The sequence below is a fragment of the Ornithinibacillus caprae genome (assembly GCF_009728145.1).
Taxonomy (GTDB): domain Bacteria; phylum Bacillota; class Bacilli; order Bacillales; family Amphibacillaceae; genus Ornithinibacillus; species Ornithinibacillus caprae.
Genome location: NZ_WOCA01000010.1, coordinates 59076 through 78740, shown reverse-complemented (window position 1 = coordinate 78740; position 19665 = coordinate 59076). Strand labels below are relative to the sequence as shown.

At 31.6% G+C, this 19665-nt stretch carries 19 protein-coding genes and 2 pseudogenes; 19 read left to right on the top strand and 2 right to left on the bottom strand.

Annotation, left to right across the window (positions count from 1 at the left end; translation table 11 throughout):
• Nucleotides 1–43: 43 nt before the first annotated feature.
• The 6 genes and pseudogenes from GMD78_RS13160 to GMD78_RS13135 form a co-directional block, all read left to right on the top strand.
• Nucleotides 44–1810 (top strand): sigma factor-like helix-turn-helix DNA-binding protein, encoded by a 1767-nt coding sequence (locus GMD78_RS13160; protein WP_155669276.1) that lies wholly within the window; start codon nt 44–46, stop codon nt 1808–1810.
• A 459-nt stretch (nt 1811–2269) separates the two neighbouring features.
• Nucleotides 2270–3031 carry a TnsA endonuclease N-terminal domain-containing protein gene (locus GMD78_RS13155; protein ID WP_196493817.1) on the top strand — a complete coding sequence of 254 codons (762 nt, stop codon included), beginning with the start codon at nt 2270–2272 and terminating at the stop codon, nt 3029–3031.
• A 583-nt stretch (nt 3032–3614) separates the two neighbouring features.
• On the top strand, nt 3615–3995 hold the full coding sequence (locus GMD78_RS13150; protein ID WP_196493816.1) for a hypothetical protein: 381 nt from the start codon (nt 3615–3617) through the stop codon (nt 3993–3995).
• A 428-nt stretch (nt 3996–4423) separates the two neighbouring features.
• Nucleotides 4424–5815, top strand: a complete 1392-nt coding sequence (locus GMD78_RS13145) for a S1 family peptidase (RefSeq protein WP_196493815.1) — start codon at nt 4424–4426, stop codon at nt 5813–5815.
• Between the two features lie 17 nt (nt 5816–5832).
• Nucleotides 5833–6427: pseudogene (locus GMD78_RS13140) on the top strand (transposase); the annotation flags it as partial.
• 331 nt (nt 6428–6758) lie between these two features.
• Nucleotides 6759–7433, top strand: a pseudogene (locus GMD78_RS13135) (HAD family hydrolase); the annotation flags it as partial.
• Between the two features lie 150 nt (nt 7434–7583).
• Here the strand turns inward: GMD78_RS13135 and GMD78_RS13130 are convergent.
• Nucleotides 7584–7862 (bottom strand): sodium:proton antiporter, encoded by a 279-nt coding sequence (locus GMD78_RS13130; RefSeq protein ID WP_155669271.1) that lies wholly within the window; start codon nt 7860–7862, stop codon nt 7584–7586.
• A gap of 244 nt (nt 7863–8106) precedes the next feature.
• Between GMD78_RS13130 and GMD78_RS13125 the strand changes: the two genes are divergently transcribed.
• The 6 genes from GMD78_RS13125 to GMD78_RS13100 all read left to right on the top strand — a co-directional run bounded on the left by GMD78_RS13125 (nt 8107) and on the right by GMD78_RS13100 (nt 12296).
• Complete coding sequence (locus GMD78_RS13125; protein WP_155669270.1) at nt 8107–8502, top strand: hypothetical protein; 396 nt, start codon at nt 8107–8109, stop codon at nt 8500–8502.
• Nucleotides 8503–8716: 214 nt separating this feature from the next.
• Nucleotides 8717–9508 (top strand): phosphotransferase, encoded by a 792-nt coding sequence (locus tag GMD78_RS13120; RefSeq protein WP_155669269.1) that lies wholly within the window; start codon nt 8717–8719, stop codon nt 9506–9508.
• Nucleotides 9509–10162: 654 nt separating this feature from the next.
• Nucleotides 10163–10597 carry an NUDIX hydrolase gene (locus GMD78_RS13115; protein ID WP_343042305.1) on the top strand — a complete coding sequence of 145 codons (435 nt, stop codon included), beginning with the start codon at nt 10163–10165 and terminating at the stop codon, nt 10595–10597.
• 177 nt (nt 10598–10774) lie between these two features.
• Nucleotides 10775–11206: an NUDIX hydrolase gene (locus GMD78_RS13110; RefSeq protein WP_196493814.1), complete on the top strand. Its 432-nt coding sequence runs from the start codon at nt 10775–10777 to the stop codon at nt 11204–11206.
• A 137-nt stretch (nt 11207–11343) separates the two neighbouring features.
• Nucleotides 11344–11790, top strand: coding sequence for a hypothetical protein (locus tag GMD78_RS13105; RefSeq protein WP_155669267.1), 447 nt, complete (start codon nt 11344–11346; stop codon nt 11788–11790).
• A 131-nt stretch (nt 11791–11921) separates the two neighbouring features.
• The gene (locus GMD78_RS13100; protein ID WP_155669266.1) at nt 11922–12296 is read left to right on the top strand and encodes a hypothetical protein; all 375 of its coding nucleotides are present in this window, start codon (nt 11922–11924) and stop codon (nt 12294–12296) included.
• Nucleotides 12297–13056: 760 nt separating this feature from the next.
• Here GMD78_RS13100 and GMD78_RS13095 read toward each other — a convergent pair.
• The gene (locus GMD78_RS13095; protein ID WP_155669265.1) at nt 13057–13905 is read right to left on the bottom strand and encodes an MBL fold metallo-hydrolase; all 849 of its coding nucleotides are present in this window, start codon (nt 13903–13905) and stop codon (nt 13057–13059) included.
• A 379-nt stretch (nt 13906–14284) separates the two neighbouring features.
• Between GMD78_RS13095 and GMD78_RS13090 the strand changes: the two genes are divergently transcribed.
• The 7 genes from GMD78_RS13090 (at nt 14285) to GMD78_RS13060 (ending at nt 19423) form a co-directional block, all read left to right on the top strand.
• Nucleotides 14285–14815: an NUDIX domain-containing protein gene (locus GMD78_RS13090; RefSeq protein ID WP_155669264.1), complete on the top strand. Its 531-nt coding sequence runs from the start codon at nt 14285–14287 to the stop codon at nt 14813–14815.
• A gap of 263 nt (nt 14816–15078) precedes the next feature.
• Nucleotides 15079–15528 (top strand): DUF1569 domain-containing protein, encoded by a 450-nt coding sequence (locus GMD78_RS13085; protein ID WP_155669263.1) that lies wholly within the window; start codon nt 15079–15081, stop codon nt 15526–15528.
• 684 nt (nt 15529–16212) lie between these two features.
• Nucleotides 16213–17346, top strand: a complete 1134-nt coding sequence (locus GMD78_RS13080) for an ArsR/SmtB family transcription factor (RefSeq protein WP_155669262.1) — start codon at nt 16213–16215, stop codon at nt 17344–17346.
• A gap of 20 nt (nt 17347–17366) precedes the next feature.
• Nucleotides 17367–17741, top strand: a complete 375-nt coding sequence (locus GMD78_RS13075) for a VOC family protein (RefSeq protein WP_155669261.1) — start codon at nt 17367–17369, stop codon at nt 17739–17741.
• A 96-nt stretch (nt 17742–17837) separates the two neighbouring features.
• Nucleotides 17838–18308, top strand: coding sequence for a GNAT family N-acetyltransferase (locus GMD78_RS13070; RefSeq protein WP_155669260.1), 471 nt, complete (start codon nt 17838–17840; stop codon nt 18306–18308).
• 275 nt (nt 18309–18583) lie between these two features.
• Nucleotides 18584–18811, top strand: coding sequence for a hypothetical protein (locus GMD78_RS13065; RefSeq protein ID WP_155669259.1), 228 nt, complete (start codon nt 18584–18586; stop codon nt 18809–18811).
• A 234-nt stretch (nt 18812–19045) separates the two neighbouring features.
• A complete protein-coding gene (locus GMD78_RS13060) occupies nt 19046–19423 on the top strand; it encodes a hypothetical protein (protein ID WP_155669258.1) in 378 nt (125 codons plus the stop codon).
• Nucleotides 19424–19665: the final 242 nt, after the last annotated feature.

Below are 19665 nucleotides of genomic sequence, written 5' to 3'. Positions count from 1 at the left end.
AAGACTATGGATAATTATCTTCAATTTAAAAGGGGGGAATAAATTGGACCATCAAACAATAGCAAGTTTAATTCAGATTGAAGATAACGTAGAAGATATTTTTGATTATTATTTATCTGAGGCTATTCGTTCTACCTTAACGGATAGAAGCTATGAAATAGTAAGTACTCGTTTAGGCATTACTGATGGACAACCATTAACCCTTGAAGAAATAGGAGATCGGTTTGGTGTTACACGCGAGAGAATAAGACAAATTGAATCGAAATCTTTTCAAGAACTCAGCAAATTATTTAAAAAAGAGTCAACTATTGCTTTGAAAAACTTACGCTCATTATTATCAATCTGGATTACACCAAATCAGGAAGCAAATCCAATTAATATAGCATCGTTATTACTACGCATGAATAAACCACATTACTTAAATCTTTTTGTTTCTTTATTTTATTCTAGTAGCGAGTATAAACAAAAGACTAAGGAAGTTCGTTCTGTTTTCCGACAAGCTCTTATTGAACAAAATAATTTAAATAAAAGTAATGAGACCCAGAAGCAAATATTTGATAGATTATTCAACGACGTTGCATGGCCGGAAACCATATCGAAAATAGATCCTGATGAGTTCAAGTTAATTGAACCTAAAAGGTTAGTTAATAGGGATAACAATGCGATAACAGGTCAATTTTTTAGCAATAAGAATGAACGTACTATAGAATATGAATCTAATATTGAATATAAATTCTGTATGTATTTAGAATCTTTGAAGGATGTAAAAGGCTATGTTCAACAGCCTGTTAAAATCTCTTATAAAATAAACGAGTTTCACAGGTTCTATTACCCTGATTTTCTAGTGTTGTTCGAGGATGGCCGTTGTGTCTTGGTTGAAATTAAAGCTAGAAGTCAAATGATGCTATATCATAACATCATTAAATATATCGCATTACAAAGGTACTGTATTAATAAAGGATTTGGTTATTTAATTGGTGAAAATTATAGTTCAATAAATCGATTAATTTATTATAATATAGATAATGCCAAATTAGAGGCAATAAAAAGTAAAGTCTATAGAAATCGGATTAATTGGTCACAATTTAGAACTATAAGAGAAGAATTGTCCCTAACAGTTACTGAGACTAACGCTTTAATACTTCATAGTGACCTAAAACTATTAACCGTTCCTTATTCTATATCAAAGTCTAATGTTTCTTTTCAAAAATTTATAAAACTCCATAAAGATATGACAAATAACTTTCATGATATAGAGGGTAAGGGACCAGTTACATCCCCTAATAAGTCTATGAAAATAAATAAGGAATCAGTAGCAAAAAAAAATCAATTAAGGGGAAGACCATTAAATGATTATACACGTTGGACAAAGAAAGAAGAAGAAATACTAATTAACAATTTTAAAAATGGAATGACTATTGACCAATTGTCTTCATTTCACAGAAGAGGAGAAAAAGGCATAAGAAAAAGGTTAATAAAACACAACTTACTAACAAGTAATAAAGACAATGTTTATTCAACTGTAAATGGAAAAATTTATAATAGTATTGAATTAATAAATAAATTAAAAGAAGTAAACAAATACAAATCCGAGATTGCTTACAATTCTAGTCAAAAGAAAATAATAGACCGTAAAAATAAATTAGGCTTACCTATTAACTCTCATATTAAATGGACAATTGAAGAAGAGGAATTATTAATTAAGAGGTTCAATGAAAATTTGTCAATTAAGGAAATAGCTGAGTTACATGCAAGGAACCCAGGAGGAATTAGAGCAAGACTAAAGAAATTAGGACTAATTAAAGACTAATGTTTTATATAGGGCATAAGAGAAGGATTATCTTGTCGGGTAATAAAACTGGATATTTTGGAAAACGCCATAATAAACAAAAGATAAAAGTTAATTTTTGTCATTGTACATTAAAAAAACAACTACTTATGACAAAAAAAGATAAGGAATATGACTTTTTTATGTTCAAAAATCCCCTATAATAGGGGGCTTTTTGTGTCAAAACATATTAAAATTCACAGTGTTTGTGACCTATCCTTATAAATGAGACTTAAAATAATTATACTTGAGACAATCTATAATTAAATTTGATACTTGATTTTATGCCTCGCCCTAATTAATTATTAGGACGGGGTTTTTATTTAATTGGCAAAAAATTCTTTGGATAGTTTATCCCAAATATATAAAAATATGGTAACGTGAGGTTTGAAAATCAAATGATAATATATTTTGATACAAAAAATGGTAGGAGCTGAAAAAATGAGGTGGAACTATAAAAAATGGGATGAAGAGGACAAACTATATTCACCAAAGAGAAGAGTTAATAATAAAATGAGTCGCAAAATACACCATATTATTGGCAGTTTTTATAGTCAAAAGATGGCTCGTGCAGTTGAGTATGAATCGTTAAATGAACGATTATTTTATTCTTTTTTGGAGCTGGATTCTTCGACGATTCGTTATTATGTTCAACCAGTTGAAATCCCCGTAACAGCACGAAATTCGACCAATGAAATTAAAAAATGGTTACATATTCCTGATGTGCTTGTATTTAGACAAGGCCAGAGCCCAATATTGTATCAAATAAAATTTGACTCAAAACAAATAACCCCTATATTTGAAAAAAATAATGAGGCATGTAGAAGGTATGCTGAAAAACTGGGGTGGATATATCAAGTTATTTACCCTTCACAATTACCACACTTACTTTCGAGAAATATACGATTCTTAAAAAACTATTTAACCCCACGAGAATATTACTATAATTGGATTCCCCAAGTGAAATATCGTTTGGAATGTATTGGAGAAACGACAATATCAAATTTAGCTGATTCATTTAAATATCAAATTGATCCATTATTGCTTCTTCCATTAATTTATTTTCTTGTTGCTCATGGAATATTCCATATTGATGTGAATAGTGAAATAAGTAGAGATAGCATTGTTAGCCTTAATGAGTTAGAGCCCAACATTATTGGGAATTTGATTGGAAAGGATGAAAATAATGCTCAATCGAATTGAAATTAATTCTAAATTTATGTTGCATGGAAAAAGCCATAAGGTAATTTCAATTAGTCGATTCTTGTGATATTGAAATTCATGTAGGAAATCAAAGAGATTTAGATAATGGTTTTCTTGCTACAGTCATTATTAGTGCAAAACAAGACGGTGTAGGTACTACTAATTTCTTAGAAGAAATCGCTACAATAGTTTTTAATAATTATATAAACGAAAAATCTATTCGAGTTGAACATACTTCTTTACATGATAAAGTTAGATGGATTGAAAGAAACCATTTTCCAAAAGAAAGATATGATTTAGTACAATTTGAATGGATTGAGAACGATTCACGATATGATGATCCTGATTGGTACAAGCTATCAGAAGATGATTGGTGGTCTTCTTCTCTTTTTCTTTTTGTAAAGCTGGAATCTATTATATGTCTGCTATATTGCTATATCTTGGGGCTATAACAAATTAGGTTGTTATTATATTTTCCCAAGTATAGAATCGATATTATAAAATATTCATGTTAGAATTAAAACAAAATTTAAGCAATACTGTTATTTAGCAAATCGTCCTGATTAGATTGGGGGTGTACCAGTTGAAAAGAATATTAACTTTTATTTTACTTGTTGTCATTCTAGGAGCATGTGATGAAAACAACAACCAAAACACATCTAATGAAGAAAGAGACGAAGGTATCATTGTTAATATAAAGAAGAAGACTGCTGATGAGAATTACTACCTCATATTAAATTTACCAAGTGTAGAAGGCATTAACATTTCAGATAAAACAAGAGATGAATTGATTGAATTAGCAATAGAAAATGATGGTGCTTTTTATAGAGTCACCCAAGAAAAGTACGAAGAATTGAACTTAGAAATAGGTCAACGAATAGTCGGTTACTATAGTGATGTTGGAGAATCCCAACCCCCTGTATTTTTTACTAATAAAATAGAAATAATCTCAGAACAGGATTAAGTAGCTAACACGCAGCTGCTTAAGTGTAATTAAAAGAATAAAAAAATTCAAAAAAATGGTTCCGGTGATCTTAAAAGATGATTGGAACCGTTTTTAGTTATATTCGTTAGATATGCTTTAGCTTCTTTTTTGTTAATTCATTGTCCAATATGCAGATAAAAATTGGAACACTGAGTCGGTGAACAGACATAGGTAACCAATCTAGTACTAAATAACTATTTTTTTGAATCAAATCAAATGTGTTTGAATAATTAATTTTATCTGATAATATCGAAATATATTAATAGAATCTAGGGAGTGATAGATGATACCAATAAAAGAAATGGGTAAGTAAGATTTATAGAGAGTTTATCCTCAAAACAGATTTGAGACTAGTAGAATTTTAAACGTCTGAGATTTCCTACTGAATGTAGAAATGAATATTTATAATGATACTGTTTTTGTTAGCATTAGGCTTCTTTACGACATCAATTTCAGCAGAAAGCCTATCTATTGAATCAAGTTCTTTCGAATCTGAAAAAGTTATTACAATAAAGAATTCACCTGCTGAACATCCACAACTTGAGGAGTTGAAACGTTCAGCTGAACGTAACGGTATTACCTTTGAAAAAGCTGTAGAAAATTACATTTCAGAATTAAGCAAGAATAACAAAGGAATTTATTCTGAAACCGTTACCACACTCCCTTCAGATGTTACTATCGATGGGATCACCTTGTCTGAATTAGAAGACCTTAATACTATCGCAAAAACTAAAGGGATAAGCTTGGAGGAATCTATCAAGCGTTATGCTTGGCAAACAGAGTTTCTTGAGGTTGCCGATAAATTAGAAAAATCATATCCTAATACATTTGCAGGTGCTGTCTTTGAATTTGATGGTAGTGGAGCTTGGTTCGCATTCAAAAACGATATACCTAAACAAGCTTTAGAAAATGCTTCTGACTTACCTGCGACTATTAAACTATATGGAAACCGTGGTTTTTCTGTAAAGGAATTAATATCAACATTGAATTCTGTTCATGATAAACTCTATATGCACGAAGATATCGTTGACGCGTCAAGTTATTATGATATTGAAACAGGTAAAATTACCGTTGAAGCTCAGCCAAACGAGAAAATCAGTGCAAATGCAAAAGAAAAAATGAAGTCTCAAGTCCTACAAACTACTTCACAAAATAACTCGATTAATGTAGAGGTTAAATTCGTTGATGAAATTGAGAACGTTGATGAAATTGAGAACGTTGATGAAATTGATAATTATTTACGTGGGGGTACAAACCTAGGAACTTGTACAGCTGCCTTTACTCTTCGAAACAACGTTGGTAGTGTAGGACTTTCCACAGCAGGTCATTGTGGTGCTTCTAAATCTTCACGTACGTACTCAGATAGAACTATGAGCGGTACCCATACAGTTTATAGTCTTTATGTACATGAAGGCTCTTACGGTGACTTGGCTATGTATACTAACGCTCAATTAAATGCTGTTCCGTTTTTCTACTATAATACCAGTGCTGGTCGTAATACAACAGGTGTATATAACCCTCGTATCGGAGTAAATGTTTGTAACTTTGGGAAAGAAACAGGTTACAAATGTAGACAAGTGCATAAAACCGGTTTGAAACTTGGAGGCTACGGCAACCAGGTTGTAGTAACGGCACATGTAACAACCGAGGGAGACAGTGGGGGACCTTGGTTCTATGGCAATAGTGCAGTTGGTGTTCATAGCGGGAAGAGCACAGTAGATGGAGTTGCGCGAAGTAGGTTCACAAATGTAAACTATATATCCTCTGCTCTTAATGGTTTTAGAATTTATGTCCAATGACAAATAATAATTTAGACGAAGAAGACTTCTTTGAACTACCTAAATACATCGTGGCAGATGCAGGGTACGGTAGTGAACAAAACTATGAAGATATTATGAGAAAACGAAATCGAACGCCGTTAATTACATATAATCAGTATCGAAAGGAGAAGAAAAAGAAACACAAAAATAAAGTTTTTCATGTAGACAATTGGGAATACAATGAAGTGGAAGATACATTCACGTGCCCTAATGGAAAGAAAGTGTTGTTCAGTCATATATCTCATCGAACAGATAAGTATGGATTTACCCGAGAGTTCAAGGGATATGAATGCGAAGATTGTTCGGGATGTCCTTTACGATCCATGTGTACAAAGGCAAAAGAGAGAAACAATCGCAAAGTATTCCGAAATGAAAAGTGGGAATCCCAAAAAGAATATGTCAGAGAGAAGCTTTCGGACGAGAAAACTGGTGAAATTTACGGGAAGCGTAAAATTTATGTGGAGCCAGTCTTCGGATTTCTGAAGGCTAATTTGGGTTTCACTCGAATGTCCGTCAGGGGCAAAGAAAAAGTGAATAATGAATTAGGGTTTGTGTTTATGGCGGTAAACTTGAGGAAGTATACCGCCAATAACTACAAATCAAGACTAGAAAACGAAAATGATTTCATTAAAAAAGGTTCCAAGCGAATTTTATTCGCTTGGAACCTTTTTTTTAATTACTTTTTGGCTAGTTTTGTCCCAGCCTCTTTCTTTTTTTTGGGTGTTATTGGTGGCGAAGGATTATGAACGTGAATTTCCACTTTCCGAAGTAAAGCGAAAATAAAGGCACATTATTTCAGTTTATCTTCTGTATGATTTTGAGAAAGAGGGACTGGAATAATGTGCCCGTTTACAGTAATGTTGAAGAAACATTACTTAATTTTTATTCATATATAGTTAAAATTTGGAAGGTAATAATTTAAAAGGGAGAGAAAATAATGGGACAATCACTAATATTTGATATGGATGGAACACTATTTCAAACAGATAAGATACTTGAATTATCACTGGATGATGCTTTTAGCCGCTTACGGTCATTAAATAAATGGGATAAGGAAACGCCTATTGATAAATACCGTGAAATTATGGGGGTTCCTTTACCGAGAGTATGGGAAACTTTATTACCTAATCATTCCGTTGAGGAAAGAGAACAAACGGATGCTTATTTTCTAGAAAGACTAATTGAAAATATAAGCATTGGTAAAGGTGATTTATATCCTAATGTAAAGGAAGTCTTTAGTTATTTAAAAGAGAATGATTGTTCAATATACATAGCAAGCAATGGTTTAACTGAATATTTAAAAGCGATTGTCAGTTATTATCATTTGGATGAATTGGTTACGGAAACATTTAGTATTCAAAAAATAAAATCGTTGAATAAATCGGATTTAGTCCAAAGTATTATAAAAAAATACGGTATCACTAATGGAGCAGTGGTTGGAGACCGACTTTCAGATATAAATGCAGCCAAAGATAATGGTTTAGTTTCAATTGGATGCAACTTTGATTTTGCACGAGAAGATGAACTTTCTCAAGCTGATATCGTAATTGACGATTTGGCAGAGCTACAAACAATATTATTTAAATTACACAAATAGCTTATTGAACTAATGGGTGCAATACTTAAAGAAGGTGATCCAAGAAGGTCACCTTTTTCTTGTGGTTAAAATCAAAAAAATAATTTTTGAATTTTATGTTAGTATTGAGGTGGAAGTTATTGTGCTAACGGGGCAGTATAGTTGAAATTATTAAGGAGCTGAATCTTTTTTGGAAAGAAAAAATCTAAAGATATTCACTAAAATCTCAATCTTTACAGCACTGGCTACGATTATTGTTATACCAACCTGCACATACATATCATCAAGAACTTCGAACGAGAGTGCAGAATCTATCCTACAAGCCTTTATATCACTTGCGTTTTTTGCTTCCGTGTTTGGCACTCCTTTAAGTATTATATCAATGTTCAGCAAAGAAAACTTAGCTAAAAGAATTTTTTCTTTAATTGTAAATTTATCACCTATCACCATTGTTGTATATGCTCTAATTTTTGAATTTATAGATGAATTCCTTCGATCTGCACCTTAAAAAAAGGTTGAAAATAGTCTGTAGCTCAAGTTTCCTCTTCAACAAACGGGTGCGTTAATAAAATATTGCGAACATAGATAATAAAGTGGGAGGAGTTGATAATATAAACGTCCAATGTGCAGGATTTTTTAGTAAGTATAGAGAAGTTTATGATTATCAAGAATATGAAATGAAGGAGGTTTCAGAATGAAAAAGGCTATTTTAGTTTTTTTTATAATCAGTTTCACTTTGATTTTAGGTTCGTGTGGTCACGATGGAGGATTGCTTTTTGAAGGAAAAGGCAAAGATTGGACAGCCAAATTAGTAGCTACATATGACATTTGGGGTAAAGAAAACCAAAGTATAAAAGTAACTTATGTAGGTGATAAGTTAAATGAATTTAGTGATTTTGATATTTTCGTTGAAAGCCCCGACTTTCTGGGGTGGGGATTAGAAGACCTTGAATTAGATGAAAACGGAGATTATTTTAGTGAGAGAGTGTTTATGTTAGACGAGAAAACCCCATCCACCACAGATATAACATTAAGAATTGAGGGAGAAGTACCTGAAACGATAAAATTGACTACGGCTTCATTACAATAGGATTTTTTCAAAACTAAATATCTTCTTCAACTAAAGGGGGCGTTAACGAAATAAAAGATCATCATGATGATGGTCTTTATTATTGGGATAAACATTTTAAATATTATGTTATTGTCTAAATATAAGACATTGTGCTAACCGAGCAAGATTATTGAACAATGGAGATTTATTATAAAAGTGCCTGGTTATCAAAATAATGGAGGGAAATTTTCAGATGTCAAACCTTGAAAACGAAAAGAGGTTAACAGGAGGAAATGTCTCAAACGTATATCGATCGGGAGAAACTATCCGACGAGAATTAAAGGGAGAGAGTACCAAAATCCACAAACTATTAAAGCATCTGGAAAACAAAGGTTTTAGTTATGCACCTAAGTTTTTGGGCATAGATGAAAAAGGTAGAGAGATATTATCATTTATTGAAGGAGAAGCAGGGAATTATCCTTTAAAAGAATACATGTGGTCTAATGATGTTTTAAAACAAATAGCGGAGATGCTCCGCCTTTACCATGATTCTGTAAGTGATTTTTCAATTGAAGGAAGTTGGCAATCAATAGATAACACTCCCCAACCATTTGAAGTAATCTGCCATAATGATTTTGCTATATACAATATTATTTTTAATCATAAGAGACCAGTCGGTATTATTGATTTTGATGTTGCTGGTCCTGGTCCAAGACTTTGGGACATTGCTTATACTATTTACACCTGTGTCCCTTTAAGTAGAGTTTATCATTCTGAATCAGGTGAGGCAGTTTATTATAATTCATTACAACATGCCGACCGAATAAGTCAAAGAGTTAAATTATTTTTTGAATCTTATGGTATGGGAATAGAAGCAGATTATTTGGAAATGGTATTGCTACGTTTAGAATGCTTATGTAAGACAATTAAAAGAAAAGCCAAAGAAGGCAATATTGCATTTCAAAAAATGTTAGATGAAGGACATCTTGAACATTATCAAAAAGATATTAAATTCATTCGAAAACATGGAAAAGAGTGGATTTAATGGGAATACCTTTTCGAATTAAAGGGGGCAAGAGTTAAACAAGGTGATCTTCAGTTGGTCACCTTTTTCTGTTTGATAAGATCTAACATAATATTATTGGAATATTATGTTAGTATTGCAGTATGGAATATCAAGCTAATGCAGTAGTTCAGTTGACGAAGGAACTTTTGAAATAGAATTATCATCTACATAAGAGGAGGTTACAAATTGAAATGGACCATTAGAAGTTAACGAGGATAAATTAAAATTCTTTGATAATTATTGTCAAAGTGAGGAATCAGACGAGTTTATTATAGTTTCTAATAATAATATGTTTTATAAAAATTATACAGACACTAAAGAACCGATCCAACTTAATTCTTTGACAAAAGTATTTGCGGGAACTGCTGTTGGGTTATTATTAGACGAAGGTTATATTACCACTTTACACACACCAATTGGATCAATTTTTCCATCATTAAATAATGATCTTAAGAAAGATATAACCATTTGGCCATATTCTAACTCATACCTCAGGTATAAAAACTTTAGGTCACGACAACGAACTCAGTAATGCAGAGAATTGTGTTAAGTGGTGAACCATTGGACGAATATCTATCAAATCGAATTTTTAAACCATTGGGAATTAGTAATTGGATCTGGGGAGGATTTTAGGTGTATCCAAGGGCAAATACATTAGGAATAATTACTAAAGATAATTATATTTTATTAGAAGAAAAGGAAGGAAAACATGCCAAAGGAGAAGGTCTTTATTACCGCCCAATTGGAGGTACAATTGAACTTGGAGAAAGGTCAGATGAGACGTTAATAAGAGAATTCAATGAAGAGTTAGGCATAGAAATTCTTATTACACGATATATCTCATGCATAGAAAACATTTTTATGATAGATAAGAACATTGGACATGAAATAACTCAGATATATTTAACAGAATTTAAGGATGAAAGTCTATATCATAAAGAAGTTTTTGCTATAACAGAAGGAAATAGAACAACTAAAGCAAAGTGGATTCTAAAAGAAGAACTATTTTCAGGAGAAAAAGTGCTTTACCCAAATGGATTAACTAAATTATTGAAACAAGAACTTTAACATTACTTATTCGACTATAGGGTGCAAAACTTAAGAAGGTGATCCAAGAAGGTCGCCTTTTTCTTATGGGTAAATTTCTAATATTATATTTGGAATATTATGTTAGTATTGAGGTAGAAGGTGTTCTAACGGGGCAGGATGCTTGAAGAAAGAGTTTGAAAAATGGGGGAGTTACTTTTGACACATAACTTAGCTGGTGGGGTTGTAGTAGTTAAGGATAATAAAGTTCTGTTGATTAAAGATAAAAATGGTTGGAGTCTGCCAAAAGGTTCAACGGAATTGGGTGAAACCTTTTTATCAACTGCTAAAAGAGAAGGACTTGAAGAGACTGGTTATCATCTTATTATTGAAGATGTTGCTTTTATAACTGAATATACTACAAAGAAATTTGGACAGTATTTACAGGTCTATTATAGTGGAGAAATTATATCGAAAATAGATACTCAAGACCCAGACCAAGATGTAATTGAAATTAAATTTATTCCAACTGATAAGATACGAGATTATTTAAAGTTCCGTCCTTGGATAATACCTTTAGAAAATTGGCTTAAAGATAGGAATTTAAAATACTACTGTTTTGACTTGGATAAAGAAGGCTTTGAAATATAAAAGCTCTGGCCTTTGACTAATCAACCCTTTGTCCATATTTTATTGTGCTAACGGCTGCGTGAGTTATATTAAATCAAGCGAGATTTCTTATAAGTAATTTCACCAAAATTAGTATTGTGAGAAAAGAGGATTGATAAATGATATTTAGAAAAGGTATAGTTTCAGTACTTTCTGCACTAATTCTTTCTTTATCTTTAGCTCTTTTGGAATATACACCAGAAGCAGAGCAACAAACTGGAGTTGGTTATTTCTCTTTTGGAGGGCTATTTTTCATATATTTAATTTTTTCTTTGCCTGTATATTTAATAGGTGGAAGCCTCTACTCTATAGTTGTAGATGTATTTTTAGGTCGAATTCAGTTTGGTAATAAACTTCTAAAATACGTTACTGAGTTGATCATCTATGTAGCAGGTGGTTTGTTAATTATGGGAATAATAATTTTGATGTTAACCTTACCTGATGGGAATAATGGTGGATTATATATAAATAGGGTCTTTATATTAGGTGCCGTGGCATCATTACTATTTTTCCACATCTCGCTTTTGTGGAGAAAAAAATGGAATTCTTTGCGAGATAAAGTATGATTTTCTTCTTCACTAACGGGGTGCTTTACTTCAATAGGAAGAGGGCTTTCTTATTGCGTTAACGGTTAGTTTAAGAAGAAAAACCGAATACATAATGTTAAATTTTTGTACATAATTTTAGGGAGGTAAATATGAAATACTTTGAAGAGGCTAAAAATATATGGATAAACGAGGTTCCAAAGAGTGGTCAAGCAGATACCGTTGAAGGTGAATTGATAAGGGCAATTGAAAGACTTCGGTATGAAGCACAAAATAATGGAAACGGTAATTGGGATGACGGTTTTGAACGGTTTTGCCAGTACCTTTGGGGGATTTTAAACGATCAAAAGACTTTTGATAATAATGTAATAAATGAAATTAAAATAGATATAGATACCCTCCTTAATTTTGAACAACCTTATCTTGATGATGATCTATACGATAGAATTACAGACCATATTATTGAATGGAGTTTTGTTCATAAAGGTCCAGTTAAAAGGGAGAAGGACCCAAATCAATATAGATAATCATATTCAGGGGCAGGCTAGTTTAGGAGAATTTAGGTATTTAAAAAAATCGAATTCCTTTATTAAACCAAGGAGGTAATGTATTGGATAAAAAAATAAGTCTAATTTTAGGCTCTGTATTCCATTTTAACCAGTGGACTAATTTTTACGATTGAAAGGTTAAGTAGATACGTCTATTGGTCAGCACAAATAAACACTGGACAGTTTGCAACTAATCCAAAAACAATACCATTATTAGATAACCTTTTTATAGCGTTATTCTTCCTTATTGGAATTATCTTTATTATCGTGTCTTTCAAAAAGGAAAGTCATTAAACTAAGGGTGCTTTAGTTTAACAAGTCAATATAGACAATACAGTTTTAAGAATTATAAGTTTGGTAAATAAAGGGAACATAGTATAGAACTTTTTTAATGTCTATATAATGTAGTTCCAATAACTGTAAAAAGAGTATAAAACTTTTTTATGATATCGCTCTAGAATGGGAACGGTATTGTGCGTTAGAAGAGCATTATAGTATAGAACTATTTTTGCATATCTTCAATCAGAATCGGGAGCGTACTGTTGGTACGTCTTCTCGGTTCTTTTTTGTTTTGAGAAAAGACTGATAAAGTAAGCGTGACAAGGAGTGGGTGGATGTAAGGATAATGGTTATTGTGGAACGAAGCGTTTGTACTAAAAAGCGCACATCATTATCAACTAATTAAAAGCCACCTCACTTCAATTTTTAATGAGATGGCTACTGTTTATATTTGATTGAATTATAGTGACTGAATAATATGGTCATTGACAAATGCTTTTATGAAAAATAATTCATTATCATTAGGCTCCCTTTTATTTTCTGCCTTAAAGGACTCTATCGCATTTTCTAGTGAAGCGGACATTACAACTTGACTTGCTGTTGTTAACTCTTCCCAATATATATTCATTTCATTTAAGTCACATATAGATTCATGACCAAGTAGGAACATTTCCGCATCATATTTTTGAATATCTTTAATCATAGGCAATAATAGTGATTGCTTGTAATGAAATAAAGAATTTGTGGTTGTACCATATGCACAATCACCTAAAAAAATAACTTTTTCATCAGGAATATAAATGATAGTAGAGTCATCTGTATGAGTACTTTTGATAATTTCGAGAGTGCAAACTTTATTACCTAGATCAATAGTTAATTTATTTTCAAAGATTACATCTGGAGATTTCAACTTAAAACTGTCCCTGTTTGGCATATCGGTTTGTATAATTTTCATACAGATAGCACTCATTTGATTAGTAGTCACATACTTTTGTAATGAACTATCGTCATAGGACAAACTTTGCCATTTTTTTATCATTTCGTTTGTTTTACTATTAACTATAACTGTTGCATCAAATTCATTCATTCCTAGGAAATGATCCCAATGTGCATGGGTAATAACAACATATTTAACTGGTGGTACATTTAGGTTCTCGATTTCTAGTAAAAAGTCCCGAGCATGCTGAGGAGAATTACCAGAATCTATTATTAGACTATATCGATCACCAACTACCAGTCCTAATGTTGGTCGTTCTCTATCATCTTGATAGGATGAATAATAAATAGTATCACTTAGTTTATTTAACATGTTATTTTCCTCTCTTCTATATATTCATTCTTTGAAAGAGAAAATCTACATGTTTATTCTAAAGTTATTAAAATAATTTAAGATTTTCTCTTATTATTTTTTTACCATTGGACTTGTACCTCCTTGATTCACTAAAGAAAAGTATATCATAACCCAAACAATATATTAGGAAATTTCTAAATATTAATTGTGTTTATTTCAGTTATTTATAGTTCGTAGTTCGAAAATTATTTGTAATAGTATTTTTTGGATATATATATTTGAATATTATGTTAATATTTAACTATTGTGAATATATTGTGCTAAACCAGCTACTTTAAGAAGGATTATTATATTTAAAAAGAGTAATTTTAACTAATGAGTAGGGAGGTTGGGGGTTTTGAAACTTAGACAAATGGCTGTTGCTTTTCTTTTAAATGAGGAGCAAGAAGTATTATTTCTTCAAAAGAAACCAAAGGATACATTCCTTGGGGGATTATTAGTCCCAATAGGCGGGCATATTGAAGGTAATGAAATCAGTCAACCGAAAGGAGCGTGTTTAAGGGAGATAGAAGAAGAAACAGGTCTAAAGAGGGATTACATAAATGATTTAACGCTTCGGTATGTTGTACTTAGAGCAAAAGAAAATAAAGAAATCCGAATTCAATTTGTATTTTTTGGAACTGTATCGAAAAATTTTACTTTAATCGAAAGTGATGAAGGTTCTTTAAAATGGGTTAAATTTCAAGAAATTGCAAACCAAAATGTTTCAGCCACTACAATTGAAATAGTTAAACATTACAAAGATTTTGGGGAATCTATGGAAAACGTATATGTAGGTTCAATGAAATCTTTAAAAGGAAAACCAACAATTACTTGGGGACTCTTAGAAGATTGGGAAATGCCTATTTTAAACGGGGGCAATAGCTAAGTAAAGCAGTCTTAAAGATTGTCTTTTTCTTTTTCTTATCGATAAAATCCATAATAGAACGTTAGTTAACGAAGCAGTTTAGTCGAACAATATCATTAGCTTTTTTTCAATAATTGGGCCATTTAATAGAGTGAGATTTTAGAACAAAATTGGATTAATTGTTGTTTAGAATTTTAGGAGAAAATTTCTATCTAAAGAAGCAGAACAAAATAAATGGATTTTTGTGGTGATGTAGAGGTAGATTGATAAAGGGAGATGCGCAAATGAAAAATATTTTTAATCAATTGCATTCAGAGGAAATTTTAAACCGTATTGACAAATTAATACCAAGTTCAAAACCCGAATGGGGTAAAATGGATGTTGCCCAAATGCTAGCACATTGCTCCTACTTTCAAGACATTGCAATGGGACATTCTTTTCCAGCGAGAGGTTGGCTGGGAATGTTAATAGGAAACTTTGTGAAACCAATTTTTTATAACGACAAGCCATATGCCCAAAATATGTCTACAATTCCAACCATTTTGATTGTAGATGAAAAAGAATTTGAAACAGAGAAGGAAAAACTGAAACAAAAAATTATAACTTTCCAAAATAATGGTCCAGAGAAGTGTACGACTCATCCACATCCTTTTTTCGGTAAACTTACTTCCGAACAATGGGGAAAAGGAATATATAAGCACCTTGACCATCACTTAAAACAGTTTGGAGTTTAGTTAGTCACACAAGGTTTTAATCAACCTACATGTTAGTTATATGATTTGGAGGTCTTTTTAACTTACGATGCAGAATTAATATACATACAAGGAAGTGTAAAGCATGAAAAAAAGTTCCATTGTTGTTTTGTTAGCATTAATACGTTGATGTTTGGAGCTTGTTCTAAATCCACGGATGAAAGTATTGATACATTTAAAACTTCATCAAGCACAGATAAACAAGAAGAAAATATTAAGGCTGCTTTTGACATAAATAAAACAGAATATCTCTGCTTAGATTCGAAGAAGAATTATAACTTGTCTTCTAGTTTTATACTCAGGTAAAAAAATGGATAACTGCTAAATAGTTGATTTCGTAACGACAATGAAACGAACAGGAGCAGCGTGAACTAATATATAGATCGATGGTTTTCAATCATCACCCAGTAGGATTTTCTATTCTCAATTTAATATAAATCCGGGCTGGATCCAATAGAGGTCCAGTCCGTTTCTTTTTGTCCAATAATGATTAATCCTTTACCGATAGTGGTTTCATATAGCTTCAGAATCTTTCCCTCGCCAAATCAATCAACGGAAATTCAATCCCTCATTTATATTATTCACATTGAATTATTTGACTGTATCATTTATGATAATATTATATAATATCCAAATATTGAATAATTGCATAAAGGGGTGATGTGAATGGAAAGAGATTTTTTTATACTTACATATCCACAAACGAAATTGAACATAAAGGAATCTTTAGGAGTAAGTATCTTTACAAATATTCAATTACTTGATTACTTTTTAAATAACTCTACAATCCAATCAGAATGGATCAAAGATTTATCTAATAGATTACCTGATAGTGTAAAAGAAGATTTACGAATATTAAGGACGTTATTTGCTCATGGAGTGATTTTACGTGATTTTTACATCAAAAGAAATGACCATCTTAGTCAAGATTGGGATGTCTTTATTGATTGGTGGAAAGAGTTAAGTGAACAGGAAGTGTTGGAGTTAGTTATTTACGGTATAAGGGAGATAATGGATTATTATTATAAATACTTACCAACTATTCCTTCAGTAGAAAAGACGATGATGGAAGTTAGTTTGGAAGTAGACCAATTAAAAGATGCAAAAAATCGCGAAAATGCTATAAAAGCAGTTTTAGAAAGTTGGTCCGTAGAGAGAATTGATGAAATACTGCCATTATATAATGATTTAACTGAAATTAAAGAACGAATTATTTGTTTAGTAAATGGATTTTGGGAAGCGGGATTTAAAGAACATTGGGAAAGTAAGAAGAGAAGCTTATCTGAATGGAAATTAAAGAATATGACACAAACGTCTAAATCCTTTGGAACGAATGAAGAAGCTATTTTTAACATTACTGGCTTATATCCAGATACAAGCGAAATTGAAATAATAAACAGAGCACACTGTTTAACATTTATACCTGTTCCTAATATGGGGAGACTTCTTTCTTTTGTTGAAATAGACAAACATGGTTATCTCATGTTCGATCCTTTTTTAGAGGATAGTGGAAAAAATCTAAATGACATAAAAGTTAAGGAATTTAGTTTGGCATTTGAAGGTTTGGGTGATTTTACTAGGCTTCAAATAATCAATTTATTAGCTGAGAACAAGGAAATGTTTGCTCAGCAAATTGTAACGAAATTAAAAATGAAGCAAAGTACGATTTCACGTCACTTAAATCAATTACACCAATCAAATCTTGTAAACATACGACAAGATGGAAATACTAAATATTTTTCAATAAATAAAGATGAGATTAAAAAAGTTATGAACGTATTAGAGACTTTTTTAAAATAAAAGAAAAGAGGGATTTGTTTATGGCTGATTTTCAGATTGAAAGGCTTAATACTGTTATTGTTCCAGTAAAAGATTTAGAAAGATCCATGCATTTTTACAATCATGTACTTCAGTTACATAGAGGATTTGTAGATAAAAGTATGGCATATTTTTCTATTGGATCTGATGAGAATCAAACGACGATATTGCTACACATTATTGATAAACCTGAACCTGTTGAGAAGGGAATGGTTATTGAGTTATTGGTGGATGATGTACAGTCAGCAGTTTCTTCAATTAAGAAAGCTGGTGGTGAAATTGTACAAGAACCTATTAATCGTGAATGGGGAGTAAAAGAAGCGGTTATAGCAGATCCAGATGGGTATAAAATTTGGATAGTACAAAACTTGAGATGAATTAAATAGAAGGTAAAAATTACTTATTAATTTGTGTTCTTAGGAATCGTAGTACTATTTTTTGAATTAGCTAATCCATAACTAGTTTAGGAGGTGTTGAACATTAATACTTCAATAGTTAAGGCAGCACCAGAACATACAAAAGAAATTAGTAGAATTTGTTCAATAGGTTGGCAGCAAACAGTCCAAGGTATCTATAGCGAGGAATATCAGCTTAAAAATGTAGAATATTGGTATAACCATAATCGAGTTATGGAGGATATTGTCAAAGGTATATACACTCACGTAGCATTGGTAGATGAGAAAGTCGTAGGAACGATTGGAGGAGCTATGATTGAACAAGGTGTTAGTGAGATTTATGTATTTTATGTAGATGAATTGTTCAGATATAAAGGGATTGGTGGAAGACTCCTAGATGCCTTTACTAAGGTACATATAAAGAAGGGAGCTACTGAACAATATGTATCTGTACAAGAAGGGAATGAACTTGGTATACCCTTTTACAAATCTAGGGGATTTCAACAAAAGGGGCAAAACAAACGCTATTGGAGACAGATTACTAATTAAAAAATGGTTTTCTAGAAAAATTGCTTTCACTGTCGGAGATTTAGAGCTAAATAACAAACTAATTTTAATAGACTAGCCAAAAGTTTTGTGAAAGAAAAAGTTGATTAGGATAGGTATAGTCGTCCCTTGGAATTATGAAGGGAATTAAGAATATAGTTACACCGTTTTACCCATTTAGATAGGTTTATCTGAATGTTTTTTTTTCGAAACATTGATCAAAGCTAATACGTATTGCATGATGTAATTATAAATATGAATGAAAAGGGTTGATTTTTATGTTATGGATCATTACACAAAATAAACAAAGCTTGGTAAATGTAAAAGAAGTTACTGTAAAGGGGAAAAATATAGAAGGGATTATTGGCAGTTCGAATTTGGATTGGAGTAAATCTTTGGGAAAGTATGAATCAAACGAAAGAGCATTAGAAATTGTTAATGAGATATTTACAAAAGTTGAAGAAAGCAATGGTATTTCTGTGACATTCACCATGCCCGAAAAATAAGCACTTGTCCAATGAAAGGGCTATTGTGGAAGATCGAAGACAGAGGTTGATCAATCTCTGTTAGTCGTTTTTACTTATTTTATCGCCAAACTCAGGATGGAAGGAATATCAAAGTAACAACTAACGGTGTTTCATAATTTTGAAAGATGCCTAGTATAGTTGATTATATTGATTAGAATTCGGAACATACAATCCATAGGAATTTTATATTTAAAAAAGGGGATGTTTTTTAAAATGTTTAAAAGGTTTTTTATGGTATTTGTAACTTTAATTTTAGCTGTTGTAGCAGTTTTACTAGCTGCTAAACATCCAACAGGTCCTAACACTATTTCATATGATGAACCAATTGGTTTGTGGCTATCTATTGGGATGATAGTAATTCTATTTTTACCACCTTTAATTTTATCGCTATTTACTAGTCGTGTAGTGAGAGTTGTATCTGCAGTTTATCAAGCGTTCATAGTTATTTCATTTTTAGGAGTTATACCAATTGGTTTTCTTTTTTCTAATCAAGTTGGGGTAAGCGTTATTGCAGTTTTAGGATCTTTAGTTAGTATAGCTAGTGTCGTTGTAACTTTAAGAACTAATTCAAATAAAGAAGTACATATTTGATTTTAAAATATCTCAATTAGGACGCTTTCTTGAGCTAGTTTAGAACAGTTTTATAATGCAAACGCATTAGAGGAATTTCATGAGGCGATTTGGTTGAGGGAATGGTAATTCAATTGAACAATTGTGCTTTTCTTAATGGAATCGTGTTTATTTCTTATTAAATGATGTAAGATAAACATTAACAAAAAATGAATTTGTAAGAAGATTTACCGATTCTTACTCTTAATGATGGATATCGTTAA

Bases quoted from the DNA above. Each gene is read 5' to 3' on its own strand.
- GMD78_RS13155 (WP_196493817.1), top strand. From the start codon at position 2,270: ATGAGGTGGAACTATAAAAAATGGGATGAAGAGGACAAACTATATTCA.
- GMD78_RS13145 (WP_196493815.1), top strand. From the start codon at position 4,424: ATGATACTGTTTTTGTTAGCATTAGGCTTCTTTACGACATCAATTTCA.
- GMD78_RS13130 (WP_155669271.1), bottom strand. From the start codon at position 7,862: ATGGTGATAGGTGATAAATTTACAATTAAAGAAAAAATTCTTTTAGCT.
- GMD78_RS13125 (WP_155669270.1), top strand. From the start codon at position 8,107: ATGAAAAAGGCTATTTTAGTTTTTTTTATAATCAGTTTCACTTTGATT.
- GMD78_RS13120 (WP_155669269.1), top strand. From the start codon at position 8,717: ATGTCAAACCTTGAAAACGAAAAGAGGTTAACAGGAGGAAATGTCTCA.
- GMD78_RS13105 (WP_155669267.1), top strand. From the start codon at position 11,344: ATGATATTTAGAAAAGGTATAGTTTCAGTACTTTCTGCACTAATTCTT.
- GMD78_RS13100 (WP_155669266.1), top strand. From the start codon at position 11,922: ATGAAATACTTTGAAGAGGCTAAAAATATATGGATAAACGAGGTTCCA.
- GMD78_RS13095 (WP_155669265.1), bottom strand. From the start codon at position 13,905: ATGTTAAATAAACTAAGTGATACTATTTATTATTCATCCTATCAAGAT.
- GMD78_RS13085 (WP_155669263.1), top strand. From the start codon at position 15,079: ATGAAAAATATTTTTAATCAATTGCATTCAGAGGAAATTTTAAACCGT.
- GMD78_RS13080 (WP_155669262.1), top strand. From the start codon at position 16,213: ATGGAAAGAGATTTTTTTATACTTACATATCCACAAACGAAATTGAAC.
- GMD78_RS13075 (WP_155669261.1), top strand. From the start codon at position 17,367: ATGGCTGATTTTCAGATTGAAAGGCTTAATACTGTTATTGTTCCAGTA.
- GMD78_RS13065 (WP_155669259.1), top strand. From the start codon at position 18,584: ATGTTATGGATCATTACACAAAATAAACAAAGCTTGGTAAATGTAAAA.
- GMD78_RS13060 (WP_155669258.1), top strand. From the start codon at position 19,046: ATGTTTAAAAGGTTTTTTATGGTATTTGTAACTTTAATTTTAGCTGTT.